General features: G+C 55.5%; 19 protein-coding genes. 2 read left to right on the forward strand and 17 right to left on the reverse strand.

Going from position 1 to position 17,557, the window contains the following annotated elements:
* Window positions 1–74 precede the first annotated feature (74 nt).
* From ABGT73_RS05525 to ABGT73_RS05560, 8 genes are all read right to left on the reverse strand, one after another.
* On the reverse strand, window positions 75–725 hold the full coding sequence (locus ABGT73_RS05525; RefSeq protein WP_346668807.1) for a TIGR03936 family radical SAM-associated protein: 651 nt from the start codon (window positions 723–725) through the stop codon (window positions 75–77).
* The gene (locus ABGT73_RS05530) at window positions 700–2,565 is read right to left on the reverse strand and encodes a TIGR03960 family B12-binding radical SAM protein (RefSeq protein ID WP_346668808.1); all 1,866 of its coding nucleotides are present in this window, start codon (window positions 2,563–2,565) and stop codon (window positions 700–702) included. The genes ABGT73_RS05525 and ABGT73_RS05530 overlap by 26 nt, the downstream gene beginning before the upstream one ends.
* Window positions 2,566–2,630: 65 nt before the next feature.
* A complete protein-coding gene (locus ABGT73_RS05535) occupies window positions 2,631–3,092 on the reverse strand; it encodes a peptidase (RefSeq protein ID WP_346668809.1) in 462 nt (153 codons plus the stop codon).
* A complete protein-coding gene (locus ABGT73_RS05540) occupies window positions 3,058–3,873 on the reverse strand; it encodes a M23 family metallopeptidase (RefSeq protein ID WP_346668810.1) in 816 nt (271 codons plus the stop codon). Before ABGT73_RS05540 ends, ABGT73_RS05535 begins: the two co-directional genes overlap by 35 nt.
* Window positions 3,874–3,971: 98 nt before the next feature.
* On the reverse strand, window positions 3,972–4,352 hold the full coding sequence (locus ABGT73_RS05545; protein WP_346668811.1) for a hypothetical protein: 381 nt from the start codon (window positions 4,350–4,352) through the stop codon (window positions 3,972–3,974).
* Window positions 4,353–4,367: 15 nt separating this feature from the next.
* Entirely contained in the window at window positions 4,368–6,581 is a 2,214-nt protein-coding gene (gene ppk1, locus ABGT73_RS05550; protein WP_346668812.1) for a polyphosphate kinase 1, read from the reverse strand.
* A 146-nt stretch (window positions 6,582–6,727) separates the two neighbouring features.
* On the reverse strand, window positions 6,728–6,952 hold the full coding sequence (locus tag ABGT73_RS05555) for a hypothetical protein (protein ID WP_346668813.1): 225 nt from the start codon (window positions 6,950–6,952) through the stop codon (window positions 6,728–6,730).
* 102 nt (window positions 6,953–7,054) lie between these two features.
* Complete coding sequence (locus ABGT73_RS05560; RefSeq protein WP_346668814.1) at window positions 7,055–7,312, reverse strand: YlmC/YmxH family sporulation protein; 258 nt, start codon at window positions 7,310–7,312, stop codon at window positions 7,055–7,057.
* A gap of 120 nt (window positions 7,313–7,432) precedes the next feature.
* On the opposite strand from ABGT73_RS05560, the gene ABGT73_RS05565 reads away from it, so the two are divergent.
* On the forward strand, window positions 7,433–8,044 hold the full coding sequence (locus ABGT73_RS05565) for an HAD family phosphatase (RefSeq protein WP_346668815.1): 612 nt from the start codon (window positions 7,433–7,435) through the stop codon (window positions 8,042–8,044).
* 43 nt (window positions 8,045–8,087) lie between these two features.
* Here ABGT73_RS05565 and ABGT73_RS05570 read toward each other — a convergent pair whose 3' ends face one another.
* Entirely contained in the window at window positions 8,088–8,870 is a 783-nt protein-coding gene (locus ABGT73_RS05570; protein WP_346668816.1) for a SigB/SigF/SigG family RNA polymerase sigma factor, read from the reverse strand.
* A 134-nt stretch (window positions 8,871–9,004) separates the two neighbouring features.
* Between ABGT73_RS05570 and ABGT73_RS05575 the strand changes: the two genes are divergently transcribed.
* The gene (locus ABGT73_RS05575; protein ID WP_346668817.1) at window positions 9,005–9,523 is read left to right on the forward strand and encodes a hypothetical protein; all 519 of its coding nucleotides are present in this window, start codon (window positions 9,005–9,007) and stop codon (window positions 9,521–9,523) included.
* Here ABGT73_RS05575 and sigK read toward each other — a convergent pair.
* The 8 genes from sigK to ABGT73_RS05615 form a co-directional block, all read right to left on the reverse strand.
* Window positions 9,520–10,233, reverse strand: coding sequence for an RNA polymerase sporulation sigma factor SigK (sigK, locus tag ABGT73_RS05580; protein WP_346668818.1), 714 nt, complete (start codon window positions 10,231–10,233; stop codon window positions 9,520–9,522). The genes ABGT73_RS05575 and sigK overlap by 4 nt on opposite strands.
* A gap of 20 nt (window positions 10,234–10,253) precedes the next feature.
* The gene (locus ABGT73_RS05585; protein ID WP_346668819.1) at window positions 10,254–11,123 is read right to left on the reverse strand and encodes a sigma-E processing peptidase SpoIIGA; all 870 of its coding nucleotides are present in this window, start codon (window positions 11,121–11,123) and stop codon (window positions 10,254–10,256) included.
* Window positions 11,124–11,246: 123 nt separating this feature from the next.
* Window positions 11,247–13,619, reverse strand: coding sequence for an endonuclease MutS2 (locus ABGT73_RS05590; protein WP_346668820.1), 2,373 nt, complete (start codon window positions 13,617–13,619; stop codon window positions 11,247–11,249).
* Between the two features lie 18 nt (window positions 13,620–13,637).
* Window positions 13,638–14,381 (reverse strand): DNA repair protein RecO, encoded by a 744-nt coding sequence (gene recO / locus ABGT73_RS05595; protein WP_346668821.1) that lies wholly within the window; start codon window positions 14,379–14,381, stop codon window positions 13,638–13,640.
* Between the two features lie 183 nt (window positions 14,382–14,564).
* Window positions 14,565–15,476, reverse strand: a complete 912-nt coding sequence (gene era, locus ABGT73_RS05600) for a GTPase Era (RefSeq protein ID WP_346668822.1) — start codon at window positions 15,474–15,476, stop codon at window positions 14,565–14,567.
* Window positions 15,457–15,954, reverse strand: a complete 498-nt coding sequence (locus tag ABGT73_RS05605) for a diacylglycerol kinase family protein (RefSeq protein ID WP_346668823.1) — start codon at window positions 15,952–15,954, stop codon at window positions 15,457–15,459. Before ABGT73_RS05605 ends, era begins: the two co-directional genes overlap by 20 nt.
* Window positions 15,944–16,444, reverse strand: a complete 501-nt coding sequence (ybeY, locus tag ABGT73_RS05610; RefSeq protein WP_346668824.1) for an rRNA maturation RNase YbeY — start codon at window positions 16,442–16,444, stop codon at window positions 15,944–15,946. The genes ABGT73_RS05605 and ybeY overlap by 11 nt, the downstream gene beginning before the upstream one ends.
* Window positions 16,445–16,472: 28 nt before the next feature.
* Window positions 16,473–17,438 carry a PhoH family protein gene (locus ABGT73_RS05615; protein ID WP_346668825.1) on the reverse strand — a complete coding sequence of 322 codons (966 nt, stop codon included), beginning with the start codon at window positions 17,436–17,438 and terminating at the stop codon, window positions 16,473–16,475.
* Window positions 17,439–17,557 lie beyond the last annotated feature (119 nt).

Here is a 17,557-nt window from a genome sequence, read left to right on the forward strand (position 1 = left end):
ATTGCCGTAGTATAATACCACACGCATTGCGAAATTGCAAGCATTTTTTTGCAAAAAATACCAGTGTACGGAATTTATGCGAAATCCGTTCCCTCTTTGGTAAAAAGGTGGGTCCGAAGCACCCGGCACTGCCATGCCGGCGCACCGCCATGGGCTTTCAGGTATTCCATCAGCAAAGACGGATTCAGATTCAGCGCCTCACCAGAACCGCAGGGCAACTGAATGGTAAAGTGAATCTGATCGTCGTGGGTTTCATAGTCGATATGCGGCAGATGCTCTTTCAGGTTGAGTGTCTTCTGACCGCGCTTTGTCTTTTTGGTGACCTCAGCGGTTTCCTCCTGGTTATAGAAGTCCACCGCGGCCGCCGAGTCAGCCGGCATGGTGATCTCATAGACTGCCGAAGCGATCTCCCCCACCTTTTCCTGCGCGGGTGCCACTTTGGTAATCCTGATCCCCCGGGGCATCAGCGGCTGCAACGCAGCTCTCCAGGCCTCTGCATCGATGGTTTCCTGTTCTGTTTTCACTTCGCAGCTTTCGCAGAGGCTTTCCTGCTCCAGGGACAGCGGGCAGGAAAAGGAAAGGTAAATGTGCGGATTAAAGCCCTGGGTATACCAGACCGGAAGACCGCTGATCTTGAGCAGACGATGAAACACCCGCTGCAGATCCAGCAACGAGATGTAAGCGGATTCCCCGCGTTTTTCAAAGAAGATTCTTACTGTAGTCAAAGCAGGGTCCTCCCAGCAGTTTGTTGGCACCGCATCCGCTACACTGACGGTTACAGGGCTGCGTTGTCTCGGCCTTGAGCGCTTTCTGATATTCGCGCACCAGATGAGCGTGGCTTACTCCGACATCGAGATGGCTCCAGGGTGTGACCTCATCAAGACCGATGGCACGGTAATTGTAGAAGTCCGGATCCAGGCCGCAGGCAGCAAAGGCAGCCATCCAGCGGTCATAATCGAAATATTCCTCCCAGGTGTCAAAGAACGCCCCATTCTCAAAGGCGGTTTCGATGACGCGTCCCAGACGCCGGTTCCCCTTGGCAAAAACACCTTCCAGTACGCTGGTGGCGCTGTCGTGATAGTTGACCTTGATCTTGCGGGAATGCACACAGCTGAGCAGATACTTCTGTTTTTCCCGCAATGTTTCGCGGCGGTCCTGGGCACAGAACTGGAACGGCGTGTCGGGTTTGGGTACGAAGCAGGCAACGCTGATCGTGACCTGTACGCCCTTCCCTTTGGGACGATTGGGGATCTGATAGAACAGATCCACCACTTTCTGCGCCGTATCGGCGATGCCCTTGATGTCCTCCATGGTTTCGGTGGGCAGCCCCATCATGAAGTAGAGTTTTACCGAAGTATACCCTTCCGAAAAAGCAATGCGACAGCCTCGCTCAATCTGTTCCCAGGTGACATTCTTGTTGATGACATCCCGAAGCCGCTGGGTGCCGGCCTCCGCGGCAAAGGTCAGGCCACTTTTGCGCACCTTGGTCGTCTTCTCCACGAGGGACTGGGAGAAATTATCCACGCGCAGCGAAGGCAGAGAAAGGCTGACGTGATCGGCCTCGGCCCAGGAATTGAGGTTGTCCAGGATTTCCTCCAGCCGGGAATGGTCCGAGGTGGACAGACTGGTCAGGCTCAGTTCGTCATACCCGGTGTTATGGCAGAGATCCCGGGCACAGTCGCTGATCAGCTTCGGGGAACGCTCCCGGAAGGGGCGATAAATCTGGCCGGCCTGACAGAAACGGCAGCCACGGACACAGCCGCGCAGCACTTCCACACTGGCACGGTCCTGCACGGCGCCCACCAGCGGGACCACAAAGTTTTTCGGCGGCGCGTAGTCATCCATGTTTTTGACGATGGCCTTGGTAACGCGCTCCGGTATGCCGGGACGGTTGGGTCGAATGGCTTCAATACGGCCGTCCGGCAGATAGCTCACATCATAGAACGACGGGACATAGACGCCGGGGATTTTGGCCAGTTCCAAAAGCAGGTTTTCTTTGCTCCAGCCCAGCTTTTTGCCCTGTTCTACAGTGGCACAGATATCCTGCAGCATCTGTTCCCCTTCGCCGAGCTGCATCACATCAAAGAAATCCGCCATGGGCTCGGCGTTGCATACGCAGGGGCCGCCGGAGATAATCAGCGGCCAGTGCTCGTCACGATCGGCAGCGCGCAGCGGGATACCGGACAGGCGCAGCATGGCCAGCACATTGGTATAGCACAGCTCGTACTCCAGCGAGAAACCCACAATATCAAAGGAAGTCAGCGGATCCTTGCTTTCCAGACAGTACAGAGGAATGTCCAGCCGTTCCATCTGTTCTTTCATGTCTGTCCACGGCATGAAAGCCCGCTCACACCACCAGTTTTCATGGCGGTTCAAGAGATCGTACAAAATCTTTTCTCCGAGAAAAGACATACCGATCTCATAGGTGTCCGGAAAGCAGAACGCCATCCGCACATCCACTTTCTCCTTGTCCTTGTATACGCTGCCCGGCTCGCCGCCCGTATAGCGTCCGGGCTTTTGCACAAGGCTGAGCGCCTCTCTGAATTTCGGGGAAAATTCCGCCATATTGATAAACCGTCCTTGTCATTGTTTCGTTTATTGTACCCCATGCGACGCGGAAATGCAACCGTTTACGTCCAATGCCAGAAAGAATGCAGCAGTCTTTGACCGTCCAGCCCGGGCAAAGGCAGAAGGTTGGCACACCCCACCAGCAAATTGGTGCTGGCAAACCAGTAACCGGCATAGCTGTAATGGGTCATCTGCATCCAGCCCAGAACGGCACAACAGCACAGAAGATTGGCCAGCGGACCGGCAGCTGCCAGCAGGAATTCCTGCTGTGGTGTCATGGAAAGTCCCCGTTGCAAAAGGCAGATGCCAAAGGGTGAGAGTTCCAGGTCGGGCCACCGGTGCCAAAGGCGATAGTACAGAAAAAGGTGACCGCCTTCATGCAGCAGCGCACAGAGCAGTCCGATCCGTACGATTCCCGTTCCATCCAAAGCCAGCGCAAAAGTCAAGAAAAACAGAAGTGGCAGCGGAGCGCGCAGATGGATGCGCGCTTTACGCTGCGTTTTGCAATGCTTCGGACGGATCATAGCGAATCCCCTTGTGCAGCAGCTCAAAGTGGAGATGCGGTCCGGTGGCGTTGCCGGTATCCCCCACCGTGCCAAGACAATCTCCGGCTGATATCCGCTGTCCGGTGTGCACAAACAGATACTGCATGTGGGCATACAATGTTTCATCCCCATTCGCATGCAGGATACGCACGTAGCGGCCATAGCTGCTGTGTACACCGGCGCAGCGCACCACCCCGTCAGCCGCCGCCAGAATGGCGGTTCCCTCCTCCGCTGCCAGGTCATTTCCCAGGTGAAAGTCCGACCCGGAACCACCCATGGGATCGGTACGCCAGCCATACCCGGAGGTTTCGGTACAGGCACGACCCGCCAATGGGAAACAGATAGCAAAAGACGGCAGATAACTTTCTTCCCGCGCGCCGGAAGGAACCTGTTGCGCTTTTGCATGGGTCTGGCGTACAGCGGTTTCCGGTGTGGCGGTTTGGCTCTGTGTCGGCATAAACTTCTGCACGGTGTTTGCAAGGGTCTGTACAGCCTGTTCGGTGAATTTGGAAAGCTCCCGGTTTTCCGACAGGAATGTGTTTTGCTCTGGCATCATGGCTTCCCGGAAGGCGGTGCGAAGCGCAGGCAGAAACGGAAGGTCCATCATTTGGGCCAGGAGCACCAGTGCAAGAAACGCCAGCGACAACAGCAGCTGGCCCCAAATCACATAGTCTCCGTCCGATTGACTGACTCTGCGTCGGCGACCGGATGACGGGCTGCCGTGTTGCGGCGGTGGCGTCGGTGCGGCATTTTCCCACATTTTCAAGCCCCCTTTACGCATCTATACGCGGGGAGGGCAAAAAATATCCGCCCCGACAGTGTGTTGCCGAGACGGATTGCAGGCTTTCTACTTAGTCTTTACGCGCCCAGTGCGGCGTGCAGCATGTTCAAACGGTCTTCCAGCATCTTTTTGGGCTTGGCAAACAACCCCAGCCCCGAAACCTCCATGGTGCATTCCAGACTGGTGGAATCCCCGCCCCCAAGAAGGATGGCCGTGAAAGTCCCGCTGATTTTACCTTTCTGGAAGGTGCAGCTCAGGCAGCGCGGTTTTTCCTTCCGGGTGAAATGCAGTTCCGTGGTGCTTCCGTCGGTATTGTGTTCCCTAACGTGAAGCCCGTCGTCGCTTTCCTCGTACTCGCGCACATCCTTTCGCCAGCCGTGCAGCGTGGGTTTGGTCAGATACAGCCATACCTTGGCAGGGTCGCAGGAATAGCTTGCTGTTACAACGCAGGTTTTCATCTTTGGAAGCTCCTTTTATTTTTTGCCGCGGCTGCCGCGTCCAAACAGATTCTGCCACAGACCGGAGCGAGACGGGCGCAGCGAAGTTGCCTTGCGTCCTGCCGGTTTGGCAACAGCCTTTTTTGCAACGACTTTGGTGGTCGGTTGAGGCTTGGCTTTCGGTGCCTCCATCTCGAACCCGTCCTTGAAATACCCGAACATAGCCATCTGGCTGTCCACCGGGAACTGGCCAGGGGCCGGTTTTACTTTGGCGTAGGTGCCGTCGGGCTGCATTTCCCGTGCGTTGACGGTATCCCGCAGCTGCAGATCGAGAATGCCGCGCAGCTTTTTGGCGATGGACGGATCATCCACCCGGACACCAACCTCCACACGACGCTCCGTGTTGCGGGTCAGGAAGTCGCCAGACGCAATATAGATCCGCATATCTTCACCGCTCCCGAAGCAGTAGATACGGGAGTGCTCCAGATACCGGCCCACGATGCTGCGGATATGCACATTTTCCGTGCGGCCCGGCACCCCGGCCTTCACACAACAGATACCGCGCACAATCATATCCACGCGCACACCCGCACAACTGGCTTCGCTGATCTTGGCGATGATCTGGGGATCGTTGATGGAGTTGTTCTTTAGAATGATGGAAGCCGGTTTGCCCTGCATGGCCAGTGCGATCTGGCGGTCCATCTCTTCCAGCAGGACCGACTTGAAATGAAGCGGTGCCACCAGCATGGTGCTCACTTCACTGGTCAGGCGCTGCAAAGCCATGTTGTTGAAGACGGCACTTGCCTCCTCGCCGATTTCCTGGCGGGTGGTGATGAAGGAAAGGTCGGTATACTGCTCGCTGGTCTTTTCGTTGTAGTTGCCGGTGCCGATCTGGGTAAGATACTGGTATTTGCCGTCTACACGGCTGGTGATCAGCGTCAGTTTGGAATGTACTTTGTAATCGTCAAATCCGTACAGGACCGTGCATCCCGCATCCTGCAGCTGCTTGGACCAGTCAATGTTGTTCTGTTCGTCAAAGCGGGCGCGCAGCTCCACCATGGCCACGACTTCCTTGCCGTTCTCGGCCGCGTTGATCAGGGCGCCCACAATCTGGGAGTCGCTGGCCATGCGGTAGAGCGTCATCTTGATGGACACAACGTTCGGGTCCGCGCCTGCCCGCAGAAGCATGCGGATAAACGGGCGGATGCTCTGGTACGGATAAGCCAGCAGTACATCGTGTTTGCGGACTTCTGTATACAGATCATATCCGGCCGGTGCCTGCATGGGTTTGGCCGCGGGGTAGAACATTTCGGAATGGTCTCCGTCGTTGGCGATGCGGCTGGCCAGCTTGAACAGGCAGCCGGTGTCCAGCGGAGAAGTCTGTACATAGCAGCGGGATGCGGGAACCACCAGTTTCTCCCGCAGGAATTTGCTGATCTCCTGGGGAGCTTCCGGCCAGAACTGCAGGCGGACCGCAGCCAGCTTGCGCCGCTTTTTCAGAAGTTCACTCATCACATCCCGGAAATCAATGTCATGGTCCATCATGCCCTCATCCACCGTGATGTCGGCGTTGCGGGTCACGCGGAACAGACACTGTTTCTGTACAGTGCTGGTGCTGAAAATGGTAGAAGCGTACCGGGCCACCAGTTCCTCTATGAACGCGAAGCAGGTCATCTCCCCGTCCTTGACAAAGAGAACACGTTCAAATCGGTTGCTGACCGGAACAATGCCGTAACTGACGCCGTCCCCCTTGTTGTAGAGCTGGGCAATGTAATAGATGTCTTTGTTGTTCAAAAACGGGAACGGATGCCGCGAATCCACAATCTGCGGGCTGAGCAGCGGCAGCAGTTCCCGCTGGAAATAGGTTTTCCAGAAATGATCCTGCTGCTTGCTCAGCTTGTTGAAGTCCACCTTTTTGTAGCCCGCGTCCGCCAGCAGTTCCACCAGGTGCTGAAAATATTTGTCACATTTGGCCTGCAGCTCGGCTACCCGCGGGGTGATGGCAGCGATCTGTTCGGCGGCCGTCATATGGGTGACGATATCCAGCTTGTTGTTTTTCAGAAGCGTCTGATCATACAGCGAACCAACACGCACCATGAAAAACTCATCCATGTTGCTTCCAAAAATGGCCGCAAACTTCAGCCGCTCCCCAAGGGGAACGTTTTTCTCCTTTGCAAGTGCAAGCACGCGGCTGTCAAAATCCAGCCAGCTCAGTTCGCGGTTGATAAAAATGCTTTCCGGCTTTTCCAAGTCTTATTCCTCCCGTCACAATGTTTCGGTATCAGAACTGTCCGCACGGGGGCGTGAATCCTTCCGTCTGCGGCGGCAACGTGTTTGAATTTTCCTTCCTGGTCGCCCAAAAAGAGCAAAAGATTCTTTACGCCGCATACCGGGTGCTATGGATTCGGTGCGCTCGCCTCCTGATTGGCCTCGAAGTCGGCCGGTTGATTCGAATTCGAAATCGCAGGAACACCCGTCTGCGAGGCGTAGAAGGGCATCGCACCAGAAAACTGCCATACCGGCGCAATCAAAAACAGAGCCCCCCACACAATGGCAACCAGTGCAGCGATGGTACACAACACAAGATATGCAATGGAGGTGCGTTCCGGCTTTTCTGGCACAACAAATCCCCCGTTCTGATCATTGCTTGTATTATACCATGACGCAGGAAAAAATGCACCCGAAATCCGCACCTTTTACAGAAAATATACCGCTTACTGACATCATTTTGTCCGATGCTGCACCGGCAATGGTTCTGCATCCACCATAATCACGTCGGCACCGATGTTTCGGATGGATTCCCAGGGGATCAACAGATCCTCCTCGTAGCCCAGCAGGCCAAATAAATGGCTGCGCCCCCGAAGAATCACCGACTGGAGTTTGGCGGTGTGTTCATCGAACAGAAGGTCATCGATACGTCCCAGATTTTCGCCGCTCTTCATCTGAATCACGTCTTTTTCGCTCAGATCGTGAAGTGTCAATTGAATCCCCTCCCCAACACAATGTTCCGGCTTATTCTATGCGCTGAAAAAGCAATTGTTTCTTGCGGCGTTTCCGTGTATAATAAAAAACAAATCATGCACGGTATCCGGGAGGGTTTTATGTATCAAAATATTATTTTTGATTTCGGCGGTGTGGTGGTGGACTACAATCCCCGAAACTTTTTGATGGACCGCTTCATGAACAAGCATGCGGAAGAGATCGTCTATGATCTGACCTTTGGCAGTCTGGAGTGGCAGGATCTGGACCGTGGCACCATTACCCGGGCGGTGGCCAACCGAACCATGATGGAAAACGCTGCCCATGTGAACCGGGAATTCGAGGTGCGGACAGTGATTGAAGAGTGGTCTTCCATGCTTCGAACCAAAAAGACTACCGTCAAGATCATGCGGGCGCTGAAGAAATCCGGGTACCGGCTGTATTATCTGACAAATATTCCGGTGGATATTATGGATGAGATGCGGCAGCGGGACTGGTTTTCTCTGTTTGACGGGGGGGTTGCCTCCTGCGATGTACATCTCTGTAAGCCGGAGCCCGAAATTTATACCACACTGATGCAGGAATGCAACCTTGCCTATGACGAGTCCATCTTCGTGGACGACAACAAGATCAATGCGCAGGCTGCCTATAACCTCGGTATCACCGGGATTCTGTACAAGAATCCGAAATCTTTTCTGCGAGCCCTGGGAGCCTGTGGTATCCAGCTGAAATAAACGCGAATGAAGCCCGACAGGATGATTCCCTGCCGGGCTTTTTTCAGCAGCTGGAAGAAATCTGCTCCTTGATCCGGTTCAGCGCCCCCTTCTCCAGGCGGCTGACCTGCGCCTGACTGATGCCGATTTCCCGGGCAACCTGCATCTGGGTCTTGCCGCCCAGATAGCGCATGGCTATGATCTTCCTTTCCCTGTCGGAAAGGGACTTCACGGTATCCCGGAACATGATGTCACTGATCCAGCTCTCCTCCCCGGTGGCATCGTGGAGCTGGTCCACAATGGCAAAACTGTCTTCGCCGTCGGAATAGACCGGCTCGTACAGACTGGCAGGTTCCACCACAGATTCCAGCGCCATGGCAACATTTTCCGGAGAGGATCCCACTCGGGCGGCTATTTCGGATATTTTGGGGTCCCGTCCGTTTTCCTTCTGCAGCGCCTCCCGGGCACGCATGGAGTGAAAGGCTAGGTCCCGGATGGAGCGGCTGACCCGGACGGCATTGTTATCACGCAGAAACCGGCGGATTTCCCCCACAATCATGGGCACGCCGTAGGTGGAAAATCGCACCTGCAGACTTGGATCAAAATGGTCGATGGCTTTGATAAGACCGATGCATCCTACCTGAAAAAGATCATCCAGGTTCTCTCCGCGGTTGGCAAATTTCTGTACAACGCTGAGTACCAGACGCAGGTTTCCCTGGATCATCTTTTTCCTTGCTTCCCCGTCACCGGAGCGGGCAGCCCGTATCAGGGCACTCTTTTCCGCCTCGCTCAGAACCGGCAGCTGTGAAGTGTCCACACCGCACAGTTCCACCTTGCCAGCATACATGGAACCATCCTCCTTCCCGTCGATGAGGAGTATGGTCCGATTCCCGAACCAGCAAACAGAAAAACACACTGGGAAATTCTGCCGCACGGCCTCTCCTGAAAACGCATACCATGAGGGCAAAGGAGGGACACTCTATGGTTGAATCCATCTGGTTTGTGATTGTGCTGATCCTGCTGGCGGCGGTATCGGTAGCGCTGGTACTGACCATCGTACTGCGCGCCGAGGTACACTCTTCGGGGCGTGAAACCCGAACCCAGTACCTGACCCCCAATTATTCGGACGTTGCGGGATTCCGGTTGACCGCATATCCGAACAATGAGCTGGTCATTCTGCAGCGGCTTTGGCTCATAGAAGAAAATATTGCCGCTTTGGATTACAGCATTGTACCCGGACGTTACATGACGCTTTTCATCTCCAAGCGCGGGAAAATGCGTTTCCCGGACAGTTTCTACGCCGACTCGTTCGAGAGTGTGGAACAGTACGACATTGCGGGTATCACCGTCACCCAAAGCCAGAAAGCCGGCCGTCGGGCCGGTGTGTACTGGACGCGCGGTGATTTTGAATATCTGATCTATTCCGAGGAGCCGGAGATGAATATGATGAACGGGCTGACCTATTATTTTGTGAACAACACCCGGGCGGAGGAATCCTAACCCACCGTTTCCAAGTCCCGGCGCAGCCGTTTGATGATCCTTTTTTCCAGTCGGGAAATATAGCTCTGGGAAATGCCCAGGGCATCCGCCACTTCCTTCTGGGTATGCTCCGATTCGTGGTTGAGGCCGAAGCGCAGTTCCATGATCCGGCGTTCCCGGGGGGCCAGGCGCCCCACCGCCAGACGAAGCGCAGCCCGTTCTGCGCTTCGTTCCAGCTCCTCCCCCACCTGGGGCTGATCGCTGGTCAGTACATCCATCAGCAGCAATTCGTTGCCGTCATTATCGGTGTTGAGCGGCTCATCGATACTGGCATCCTGACGGCGGTTGGAGCTTTTGCGCAGATACATCAGGATTTCATTTTCAATGCACCGGCTTGCATAGGTGGCCAGTTTGATGTTTTTGGAGGGCTCGAAGGTGTTGACTGCCTTGATCAGCCCGATGGTCCCGATGGAAATCATATCCTCGATGCCGGCGGAGGGCGTTTCAAACTTTTTGGCAATGTACACGACCAGCCGTAGGTTATGTGTGATCAGAAGATCCCGGGCAGCGCTTTTCCCGGCACAGAGCTCTGCCAGAGCCTGCTGCTCCTGCTGGGGCTCCAGAGGCGGCGGCAGTGTATCGGCGCCATTGATGTAGTGGAATTCCTGCGGTGAGGCCAGCCGTAGCCAGAGCGCCCGCAATGTACGGCTCACCAGTTCTCTTGTCTGCATAAATTTTCTCCCCTTCATGTCTATAAAAAGTCATTCCCGTACAGTGCTTCATACCGGTCGCTTCCGAAAGACTGGGGCGCAAACGCAACGGCGCTGCGGCCCAATCCCAGCACGCCATGTGGCGTGATCATGCCGATTCCGTTGACCACAAATCCTGGCAAAAGGCCGCGGGAAGATGCCGTGTTGCAGGGAATCAGGCGAAGCCGGGTGCCGGATGGCGGTTCGCCCGGAGACTTGCCGGAAAACCAGCCCTGAAGAAATTCCCGGACGGATGGAGGCAACCGGTTTTGGGCGTCGGGAAAGCTTACCACCAATACCGGCAGACAGGTAATGGGATCGGTCAAATGACACCCCGTATCCAGCGACGCCCGCAGATGAATCAGCAGTCCGCCCAATTCCAGTTCCAGGCCTACCGTCTCCACCGTCGCTTTACGCCTGGAAAAGCAGCGGGTGCCTACTTCCACCGCCGCACAGCATAGGCCCGACAGAACCACCAGGAGCAGCGGCGAAATACGGAGATAAATGGCAAGATTTCCTGTCTGCAGGATCTGCGTACCGGTTTGCAGAATCACAACCAGGACGAGACCTGCCAGTGCAATGTTCAGCGCAGCATACCAGCACATTCCCGTCACAAGTCTTCGCTTGTTTTTCCAACCGAAGGTGATGGCGGTAATCATCAGGGCCGTTGCGACTTTGTAGAGCAGCTGCACCGCATAGGCCTGTTCCGGTGCGAACAGAATGAGGGAGGACAGGGCTGCCGCACCGCTTCCCAGAAGCATTCGGGGAAAGCCGGCATGCTGGCCGCTGAGCAGTCCTGCCGCCAGCAGCAAAAAATAGGCTGCCAGGAAATTGACGAGCAGCAGCACGTCCAGATAGATTACCGTCTTCAAACCCGCGCCTCCCCTGCCTGGCTTTATTACCAGTCTATGAGGAACTGCGAAAGAAAATGCGCAAACGGTGAAAGGCGCAAAAAAGTGACCTGTACCGCCTGGTACAGGTCACTTTTTTGGCTTTTATTTCAATTCCACGACGGTGACGCCGCTTTCGCCTTCGCCATAGCGGCCGAGGCGGAAACTCTTGACGGCCTTGTGGGTCCGGAGATGCTTCTGGATGGCACTGCGCAATGCGCCGGTACCGTTGCCGTGGATGATATACAGCGTCTGCTGCCCCCGCAGCAAGCCGCTGTCCAGGAACTTGTCCACCTCTGCAAGCGCTTCCTCCACGGTATACCCCAGCAGATTCAGTTCCATGCTGGTTTTGCGGTCTTTGTCCAGCTGTACCCGCGTGCTGGAACGACGAGGCTCGCGCTGGGGACGTTTTTCCATCTTGTCAGGGGCACGCAGCCCGGTCAGAGGCACTTTGGTCTTCATGATGCCGGCGCGCACTTCCACCATGCCATTGCGGTCGGGGCGCGCCGTTACGGTGGCCAACTGATTGAGTTCTGCGATGACCACTTCCTGCCCGATCTGCACTTCCTTGAGCGGTGTGTACTTTTTCTGGACAGGTTTTGTGTCGGTGCGTTTGAGGAGCGTTTCGGTGTCTTTGCGTGCAATTTCGCGGGCACGGATCGCGCGCTGGGCCGCATTGGTCTTTTCATCTTTCTGGATACGGCGAAGCTCGTCAGTCAGGCTGTAGGCTTCATTCTGCACCTTCTGGATCAGTTCATGAGCCTGACGGCGGGCATCCTCTAGCTCCTGCTTTCCCTGCTCGATCAGCTGATCCCGCTTCTTCTCGGCGCTCTCCAAGGCGTGCTCCGCCTCATAGCGGGCCTTTTCCGCTTCGTCCTGGGCGCTCTTCAGCTGCAGTTTCAGATCATCCAGCTGCGCCAGCACGCTGTCCAGACGCTTGTCGTCGTTGGACATGTGGTTGCGGGCGGCATCGATGATTTCCTGGGGAATCCCCAGCTTGGCACTGATCAGGAACGCGTTGGACTTTCCGGGCACACCCACGCTCAGCTTGTAGGTAGGCATCAGCGTTTCCACATTGAACTCGCAGCTGGCGTTCACGACCCCCGGTGTCTCCAGAGCATAGACTTTCAGCTCGGCATAGTGGGTGGTTGCCATCAGCAGACTTCCCTGCCGGCGCAGCTGTTCCAGAATGCTGACAGCCAGGGCTGCGCCTTCCGCCGGATCGGTTCCGGCGCCGAGCTCATCGATGAGGGTCAGCGTGCCGTGTCCGGCGTGCTGAAGGATGGTGCTGATCCGTTTCATATGTCCCGAGAAAGTGGAAAGGCTTTGCTCAATGCTCTGCTCGTCGCCGATGTCCACGAGATATTCCCGGAAATTGCAGACAATGCTGCTTTCATGGGCCGGAATCAGAAAACCGTGCTGCGCCATGGCGTTGAGCAGGCCGGCTGTCTTGATGGATACCGTTTTGCCGCCGGTGTTCGGGCCGGTGATGACCAGGGTATCGTATTCCTCCCCCAGGGCAATATCCACCGGTACCACCTGCTTTTTGTCGATGAGCGGATGACGTGCCCGGTTCAGCCGGAAGCGCACGGTATCGCTGACCGTCGGCATGAAAGCATTTTGCTCAACGGCCAGACGGGCTTTGGCCAGCAACAGATCGATCTGCAGCATGGCCTCGTAGCTGTAGGAGAACTGTGGCTCCAGCGAGCCCACCTGCACCGAGAACGCAGAGAGAATTCGGGTGATTTCTTCCTGTTCCTGGGCGCGCAGCTGCATAATCCGCGCGTTGGCTTCCACCACAGCGGTGGGCTCCACGAAGATCGTGGCGCCGGTGGACGAAACATCGTGGATGACGCCGCCCACCTCACCGCGGTACTCGGCGCGAACCGGCACCACATAGCGTCCATTGCGCAGTGAAACGACGGCGTCCTGCAGGAATTTGTTGGTGGTGGAATTTTTGATGATGTTATCCAGTTTGGTGCGGATGGAATCTTCAGTTTGCCGGATCTTTCGGCGCAGGTCATGGAGGGTGACACTGGCGGTATCCGCCATTTCCTCCGGCGAAAGGATGCTCTCGCTGATCTGCTTTTCCAGGACCGGCTGCGGTGCCAGCGCGTAGAACAGATCATCCGTGGGCAGCATGTCGTGTTCACTCAGACCGTACCACTGGGAAAGTCCTGCAAAATTGCGCAGCGTGGCTGCGATTTCCAGCAGCTCCCCCATGGAGAGGATCCCGCCCTTCTGGGCATGGGCGGTAATGCGCCGCACATCGGAAACGCTGCCAAAGCGAGGACTTCCGTTCTTGATCAGAAGCGAGTTGATGGCGTTGGTCTGTGAAAGCGCAAAACGCTCATCTTCCGGTGTGGTACAGGGCTCCAGTGCCTGCATCATTTCCTTGGTTTCACGGCACGCACAAAGCTGTACCGCCCGTGCGATGATTTTATCCAGTTCCAGTGTGGTTTTATAAGCGGTATCCATACAGGGTATAGCTTCTCCTTATTCCAGTACAGTCTTCAGAAAATCCAAACTTTTCAGTCCATGCTCCAGGTGTGCCAGCACGTACTGCTCGCTGACCCGGGACAAATTCTTCAAGCTGGCCGGTGCCAGGGTGAAAGAAAACAATTTTCGGTCTTCGGCCAGACAGATATGACGCAGTGCATACAACGCGCCGGTATCCAGATTGGGAATATGCCGGGCCTTCTCGGCACAATCGGCGCACAAGAGATTTCCCTCCACGGGATCAAAATAGAACTCCCCGCCCTCATACCGGCCACAGCCCGAGCAGGCCAGAAGGTCGGGCTGGTAGCCGGCCATACTCATGGACCGAAGTTCATAAATAGTCTTGAGCTGCCGCAGCGGCAATTTCTTCTGTCCGATCATATACAAGCTGTTCAGCAGCAGCCGGAGCTGCGCATCAGCCTCGGGGGGCGCCGGAGAGAGGGAAAGCGCTATCTCTGCCATATAGGTAGCCAGACTCATGCCTTCCACGCTCTCGGATACGCCGTAGAATACTTTTTTGACCTGGGCCGAATCCACAAAATATTGGCTGCGACCGCTCGACAGGCTGAATTCCGAATAGCAGAACAAACCGCAAGCGCTGAACAGTTTATTTTTCAACCGCAGGCTTCCCTTGGCGGAGGCAGACACAACGCCCAGTTCAGGGGTCAGCAGCGTCAGGATCTGATCCGCCTCCCCCAGCTTGACCTGATGCAGCACCAGGCCCGTCGTTGCAATCTGCATCTTCATCCTCCCGCAGCGCACATTGCTGCGCCTTGAAACTCAAGTAATCATAAATACTTCCGGTTTGCAAGAAACGAGCCCAATCCCCCGCTGAACCAGTCATGCCTGCCGCCCCCTTCCGTTGGGGACATCATACCACAGCACACATGGAAAAGTTGTCCAACGAGGGCACCGGGGAAACGGTCAGGGCTTGGCGAACCCAAGGGTATTCAGGAGGTTTTCATTGTCACGCCAGTCTTCCCGCACCTTTACCCAGCACTGCAGATTGACCTTAACGCCCAGGAGTTCTTCAATATCCAGCCGGGCCGCCGATGCGATTTTTTTGAGCATCTGGCCTCCCTTGCCGATAATCATTCCTTTATGGCTCTTGCGCTCACAGTAAATATCCACATCGATATCAATCAGGTCCTTGTCGGGACGTTCTTTGAAGCGCTCCACCACCACAGCAATCCCGTGGGGAATTTCGTCCCGCATGAACAGAAGTGCCTTTTCACGCACCAGTTCCGCCACCAGTTCCTTCTCCGGCATATCGGTGAAAGCATCATCATCGAAATAATGCGGCCCCTCGTTGCCGTAGGGCTTGAGGAGGGCAAACAGATCCTCGCAGCCGGTTCCATCCTTGGCGGAGACCGTGACCACAGAATCAAAACAGTCGAAATCGGCAATCTGACGTTTGCGCTGTTCCAACGCCGCAAAACTGTCCAGCAAGTCCACTTTATTGATGACCGCAATGGCCGGACCGCCCTTTTGCAAGGCCTTGATCATCGTCAGTTCGGAGTCCGTAAAATCTCCCTGCGGCTCGAAGAGCATCAGGGTGACATCCACATCCTTCAGACTGGCCGCGGCCGTCTGGGTCATACGGGCGTCCAGCTTGTTGTGTGCTTTATGGATGCCGGGGGTGTCCATCAGTACATACTGTACAGGCCCTTTTGTGATGACGCCGGTAATCCGGCTGCGTGTCGTCTGCGGTTTCTGGGTTACGATAGCCACCTTTTCCCCCACCAGATAATTGGTCAGGCTGGATTTTCCCACATTGGGACGGCCCACCAGTGCCACAAAAACACTGCTGGGCATTTCAGGAATCGGTTTTGCCATTCGTTGATTCACCTTTCTGTGTTGCAGGATGATAACGGAAAATAAAGAAATACGCCGGGATCAAGGCCGCTGCACAAACCACGCCAATCCAGGGCGACTGGCGCAAAGCATTTCCAATCGCATTCAGCCGCGGCAGGAACAGGCATCCCCCTACCGCCAGTGCCCCCAGGGCTACGATCAGAACCGCACCGGCTGCCATGTCTTTGGCGGCACCGGCGCTCCACCAGTGGGTGGTGTCCGGCTTGTCCACGGCTCGCTCCACCGCGGAATTCATCAACTCCATTCCCAGCACCGCCGTGATGCAAAAAGCAAGCAAGGCCCATTCCATGCAGGATAAATCGGCAAGCATGCCAAGAATGACGGCATAGCAGGCGGCACAGAGATGAAAACGGAAATTCCGCTCTTCCTGTACGGCGGCCCGGATCCCGTTCCAGGCATAGACAAAGCCGCGGCCGAAGCGCTTGATCTCAGACCTCATCGCTTGTATAGGAAACCGTGCGCGGCAAGCCCAGCTTGATCAGCACCGCTTCCTCCTTTTCCCGCATGCGGACCGCTTCCAGACCGCTGGCCTCATGATCGTATCCCAGAAGATGGAGCATGGAATGTACGGTCAGGTAGGCAACCTCCCGCTGCAGACTGTGCCCATACAACTCGGCCTGTTCCATGGCGCGCTCCATTGAAATGACGATGTCGCCGAGAATCTTGCAGCCGTTGTCTTCGTCAATGTCATACTGGCCGTTTTCTCCCATGGGAAAGCTCAGAACATCAGTGGCCGAATCCTTGTCCCGGTACTGTTTGTTCAACTCATGGATCCGGTTGTTGTCGACAAAGGTGACGCTGATCTCAGCCGAACCGTCAAACTTCTCAAAATCCAGAACCGCATTACAGCTGCGGCGAATGAGAATTCTCAGCCCGGACGGAATCTTGACAATATTCTGGTCATTGGTAATCAGGACCTTATTGGACATAGGGTATCAACCTCCTGTTTCTGGCTTTTTATTGTCTGGCCGAACGCTCGGCCGCCTTTTCATACGCTTTGACGATCTGCTGCACCAGTCTGTGGCGGACTACATCCTTTTCCGTCAGACGTACCTGGGCAATGCCGTCCACATCCTGCAACACCTGCAGGGCATCCACCAGGCCGCTGCGAACCTTATCCGGAAGATCTACCTGGGTAATATCGCCGGTAACCACCACTTTGCTGCCCACGCCCATACGCGTCAGGAACATCTTCATCTGTTCAGGGGTGGTGTTTTGTGCTTCATCCAAAATGATAAAAGCATCATCCAGGGTACGGCCGCGCATATACGCCAGCGGCGCCACCTCGATGATCTGTTTTTCAAACAATTTCTGAAAAGTCTCTGCCCCCAGCAGGTCAAACAGTCCATCATACAAGGGACGCAGATACGGGTCCACTTTATTTTGCAGATCGCCGGGCAAGAAGCCCAGCTTTTCGCCCGCTTCCACTGCGGGGCGGGTCAGGATGATCCGGCTTACATCCTTGGATTTGAATGCTTTGACAGCCATGGCCACCGCCAGGTAGGTTTTTCCTGTTCCGGCGGGCCCCACACCGAAAGTGATGGCGTGATTGCGGATAGCGGCCAGATACTCCCGCTGTCCCAGCGTCTTGGGATGAATGGGGCGCCCTTTTGCGGTCACGGCCACAAAATCATCGGTCAGCTCGCGAAGACGTTTTTCCTCGCCGTCGCGGGCCAGGCTGATGCAATACCGGATGGTCTGCTCCTCCAGAGGGGTATGATTCTGCATCAGAGTGACCATGCCGTCTACCGCATGGGCCGCTGCCGTCACATCTTTTTCTGCACCGGTGAATCTCAGTTCCGAACCACGGCACACGGCGGTGACGCTGAACTCCTTCTCCAGAAGATGAATGTTCTGGTCGCAGTTGCCAAAAATAGCGGCTGCCAATTCAATGCTGTCCAATTCAATGGAACGCTCTGCCAAATTTCATGCCCTCCGTGTATCGAATATCATAGTAACCCATTCAGATTATATCACAATTTTTGCCAAAAGAAATTGGATATTACAAACAAAATTTATCCGTATCTTTTGGCATTTGCTGC

Origin of the sequence: uncultured Subdoligranulum sp. (assembly GCF_963931595.1) — a bacterium.
Taxonomy (GTDB): domain Bacteria; phylum Bacillota; class Clostridia; order Oscillospirales; family Ruminococcaceae; genus Gemmiger.

Bases quoted from the DNA above. Each gene is read 5' to 3' on its own strand.
- ABGT73_RS05540 (WP_346668810.1), bottom strand. From the start codon at position 3,873: ATGTGGGAAAATGCCGCACCGACGCCACCGCCGCAACACGGCAGCCCG.
- recO (WP_346668821.1), bottom strand. From the start codon at position 14,381: ATGCAGATTGCAACGACGGGCCTGGTGCTGCATCAGGTCAAGCTGGGG.
- ABGT73_RS05590 (WP_346668820.1), bottom strand. From the start codon at position 13,619: ATGGATACCGCTTATAAAACCACACTGGAACTGGATAAAATCATCGCA.
- ABGT73_RS05605 (WP_346668823.1), bottom strand. From the start codon at position 15,954: ATGAGGTCTGAGATCAAGCGCTTCGGCCGCGGCTTTGTCTATGCCTGG.
- sigK (WP_346668818.1), bottom strand. From the start codon at position 10,233: ATGCAGACAAGAGAACTGGTGAGCCGTACATTGCGGGCGCTCTGGCTA.
- ABGT73_RS05570 (WP_346668816.1), bottom strand. From the start codon at position 8,870: ATGTATGCTGGCAAGGTGGAACTGTGCGGTGTGGACACTTCACAGCTG.
- ybeY (WP_346668824.1), bottom strand. From the start codon at position 16,444: ATGTCCAATAAGGTCCTGATTACCAATGACCAGAATATTGTCAAGATT.
- ABGT73_RS05530 (WP_346668808.1), bottom strand. From the start codon at position 2,565: ATGGCGGAATTTTCCCCGAAATTCAGAGAGGCGCTCAGCCTTGTGCAA.
- era (WP_346668822.1), bottom strand. From the start codon at position 15,476: ATGGCAAAACCGATTCCTGAAATGCCCAGCAGTGTTTTTGTGGCACTG.
- ABGT73_RS05565 (WP_346668815.1), top strand. From the start codon at position 7,433: ATGTATCAAAATATTATTTTTGATTTCGGCGGTGTGGTGGTGGACTAC.
- ABGT73_RS05545 (WP_346668811.1), bottom strand. From the start codon at position 4,352: ATGAAAACCTGCGTTGTAACAGCAAGCTATTCCTGCGACCCTGCCAAG.
- ABGT73_RS05535 (WP_346668809.1), bottom strand. From the start codon at position 3,092: ATGATCCGTCCGAAGCATTGCAAAACGCAGCGTAAAGCGCGCATCCAT.
- ABGT73_RS05575 (WP_346668817.1), top strand. From the start codon at position 9,005: ATGGTTGAATCCATCTGGTTTGTGATTGTGCTGATCCTGCTGGCGGCG.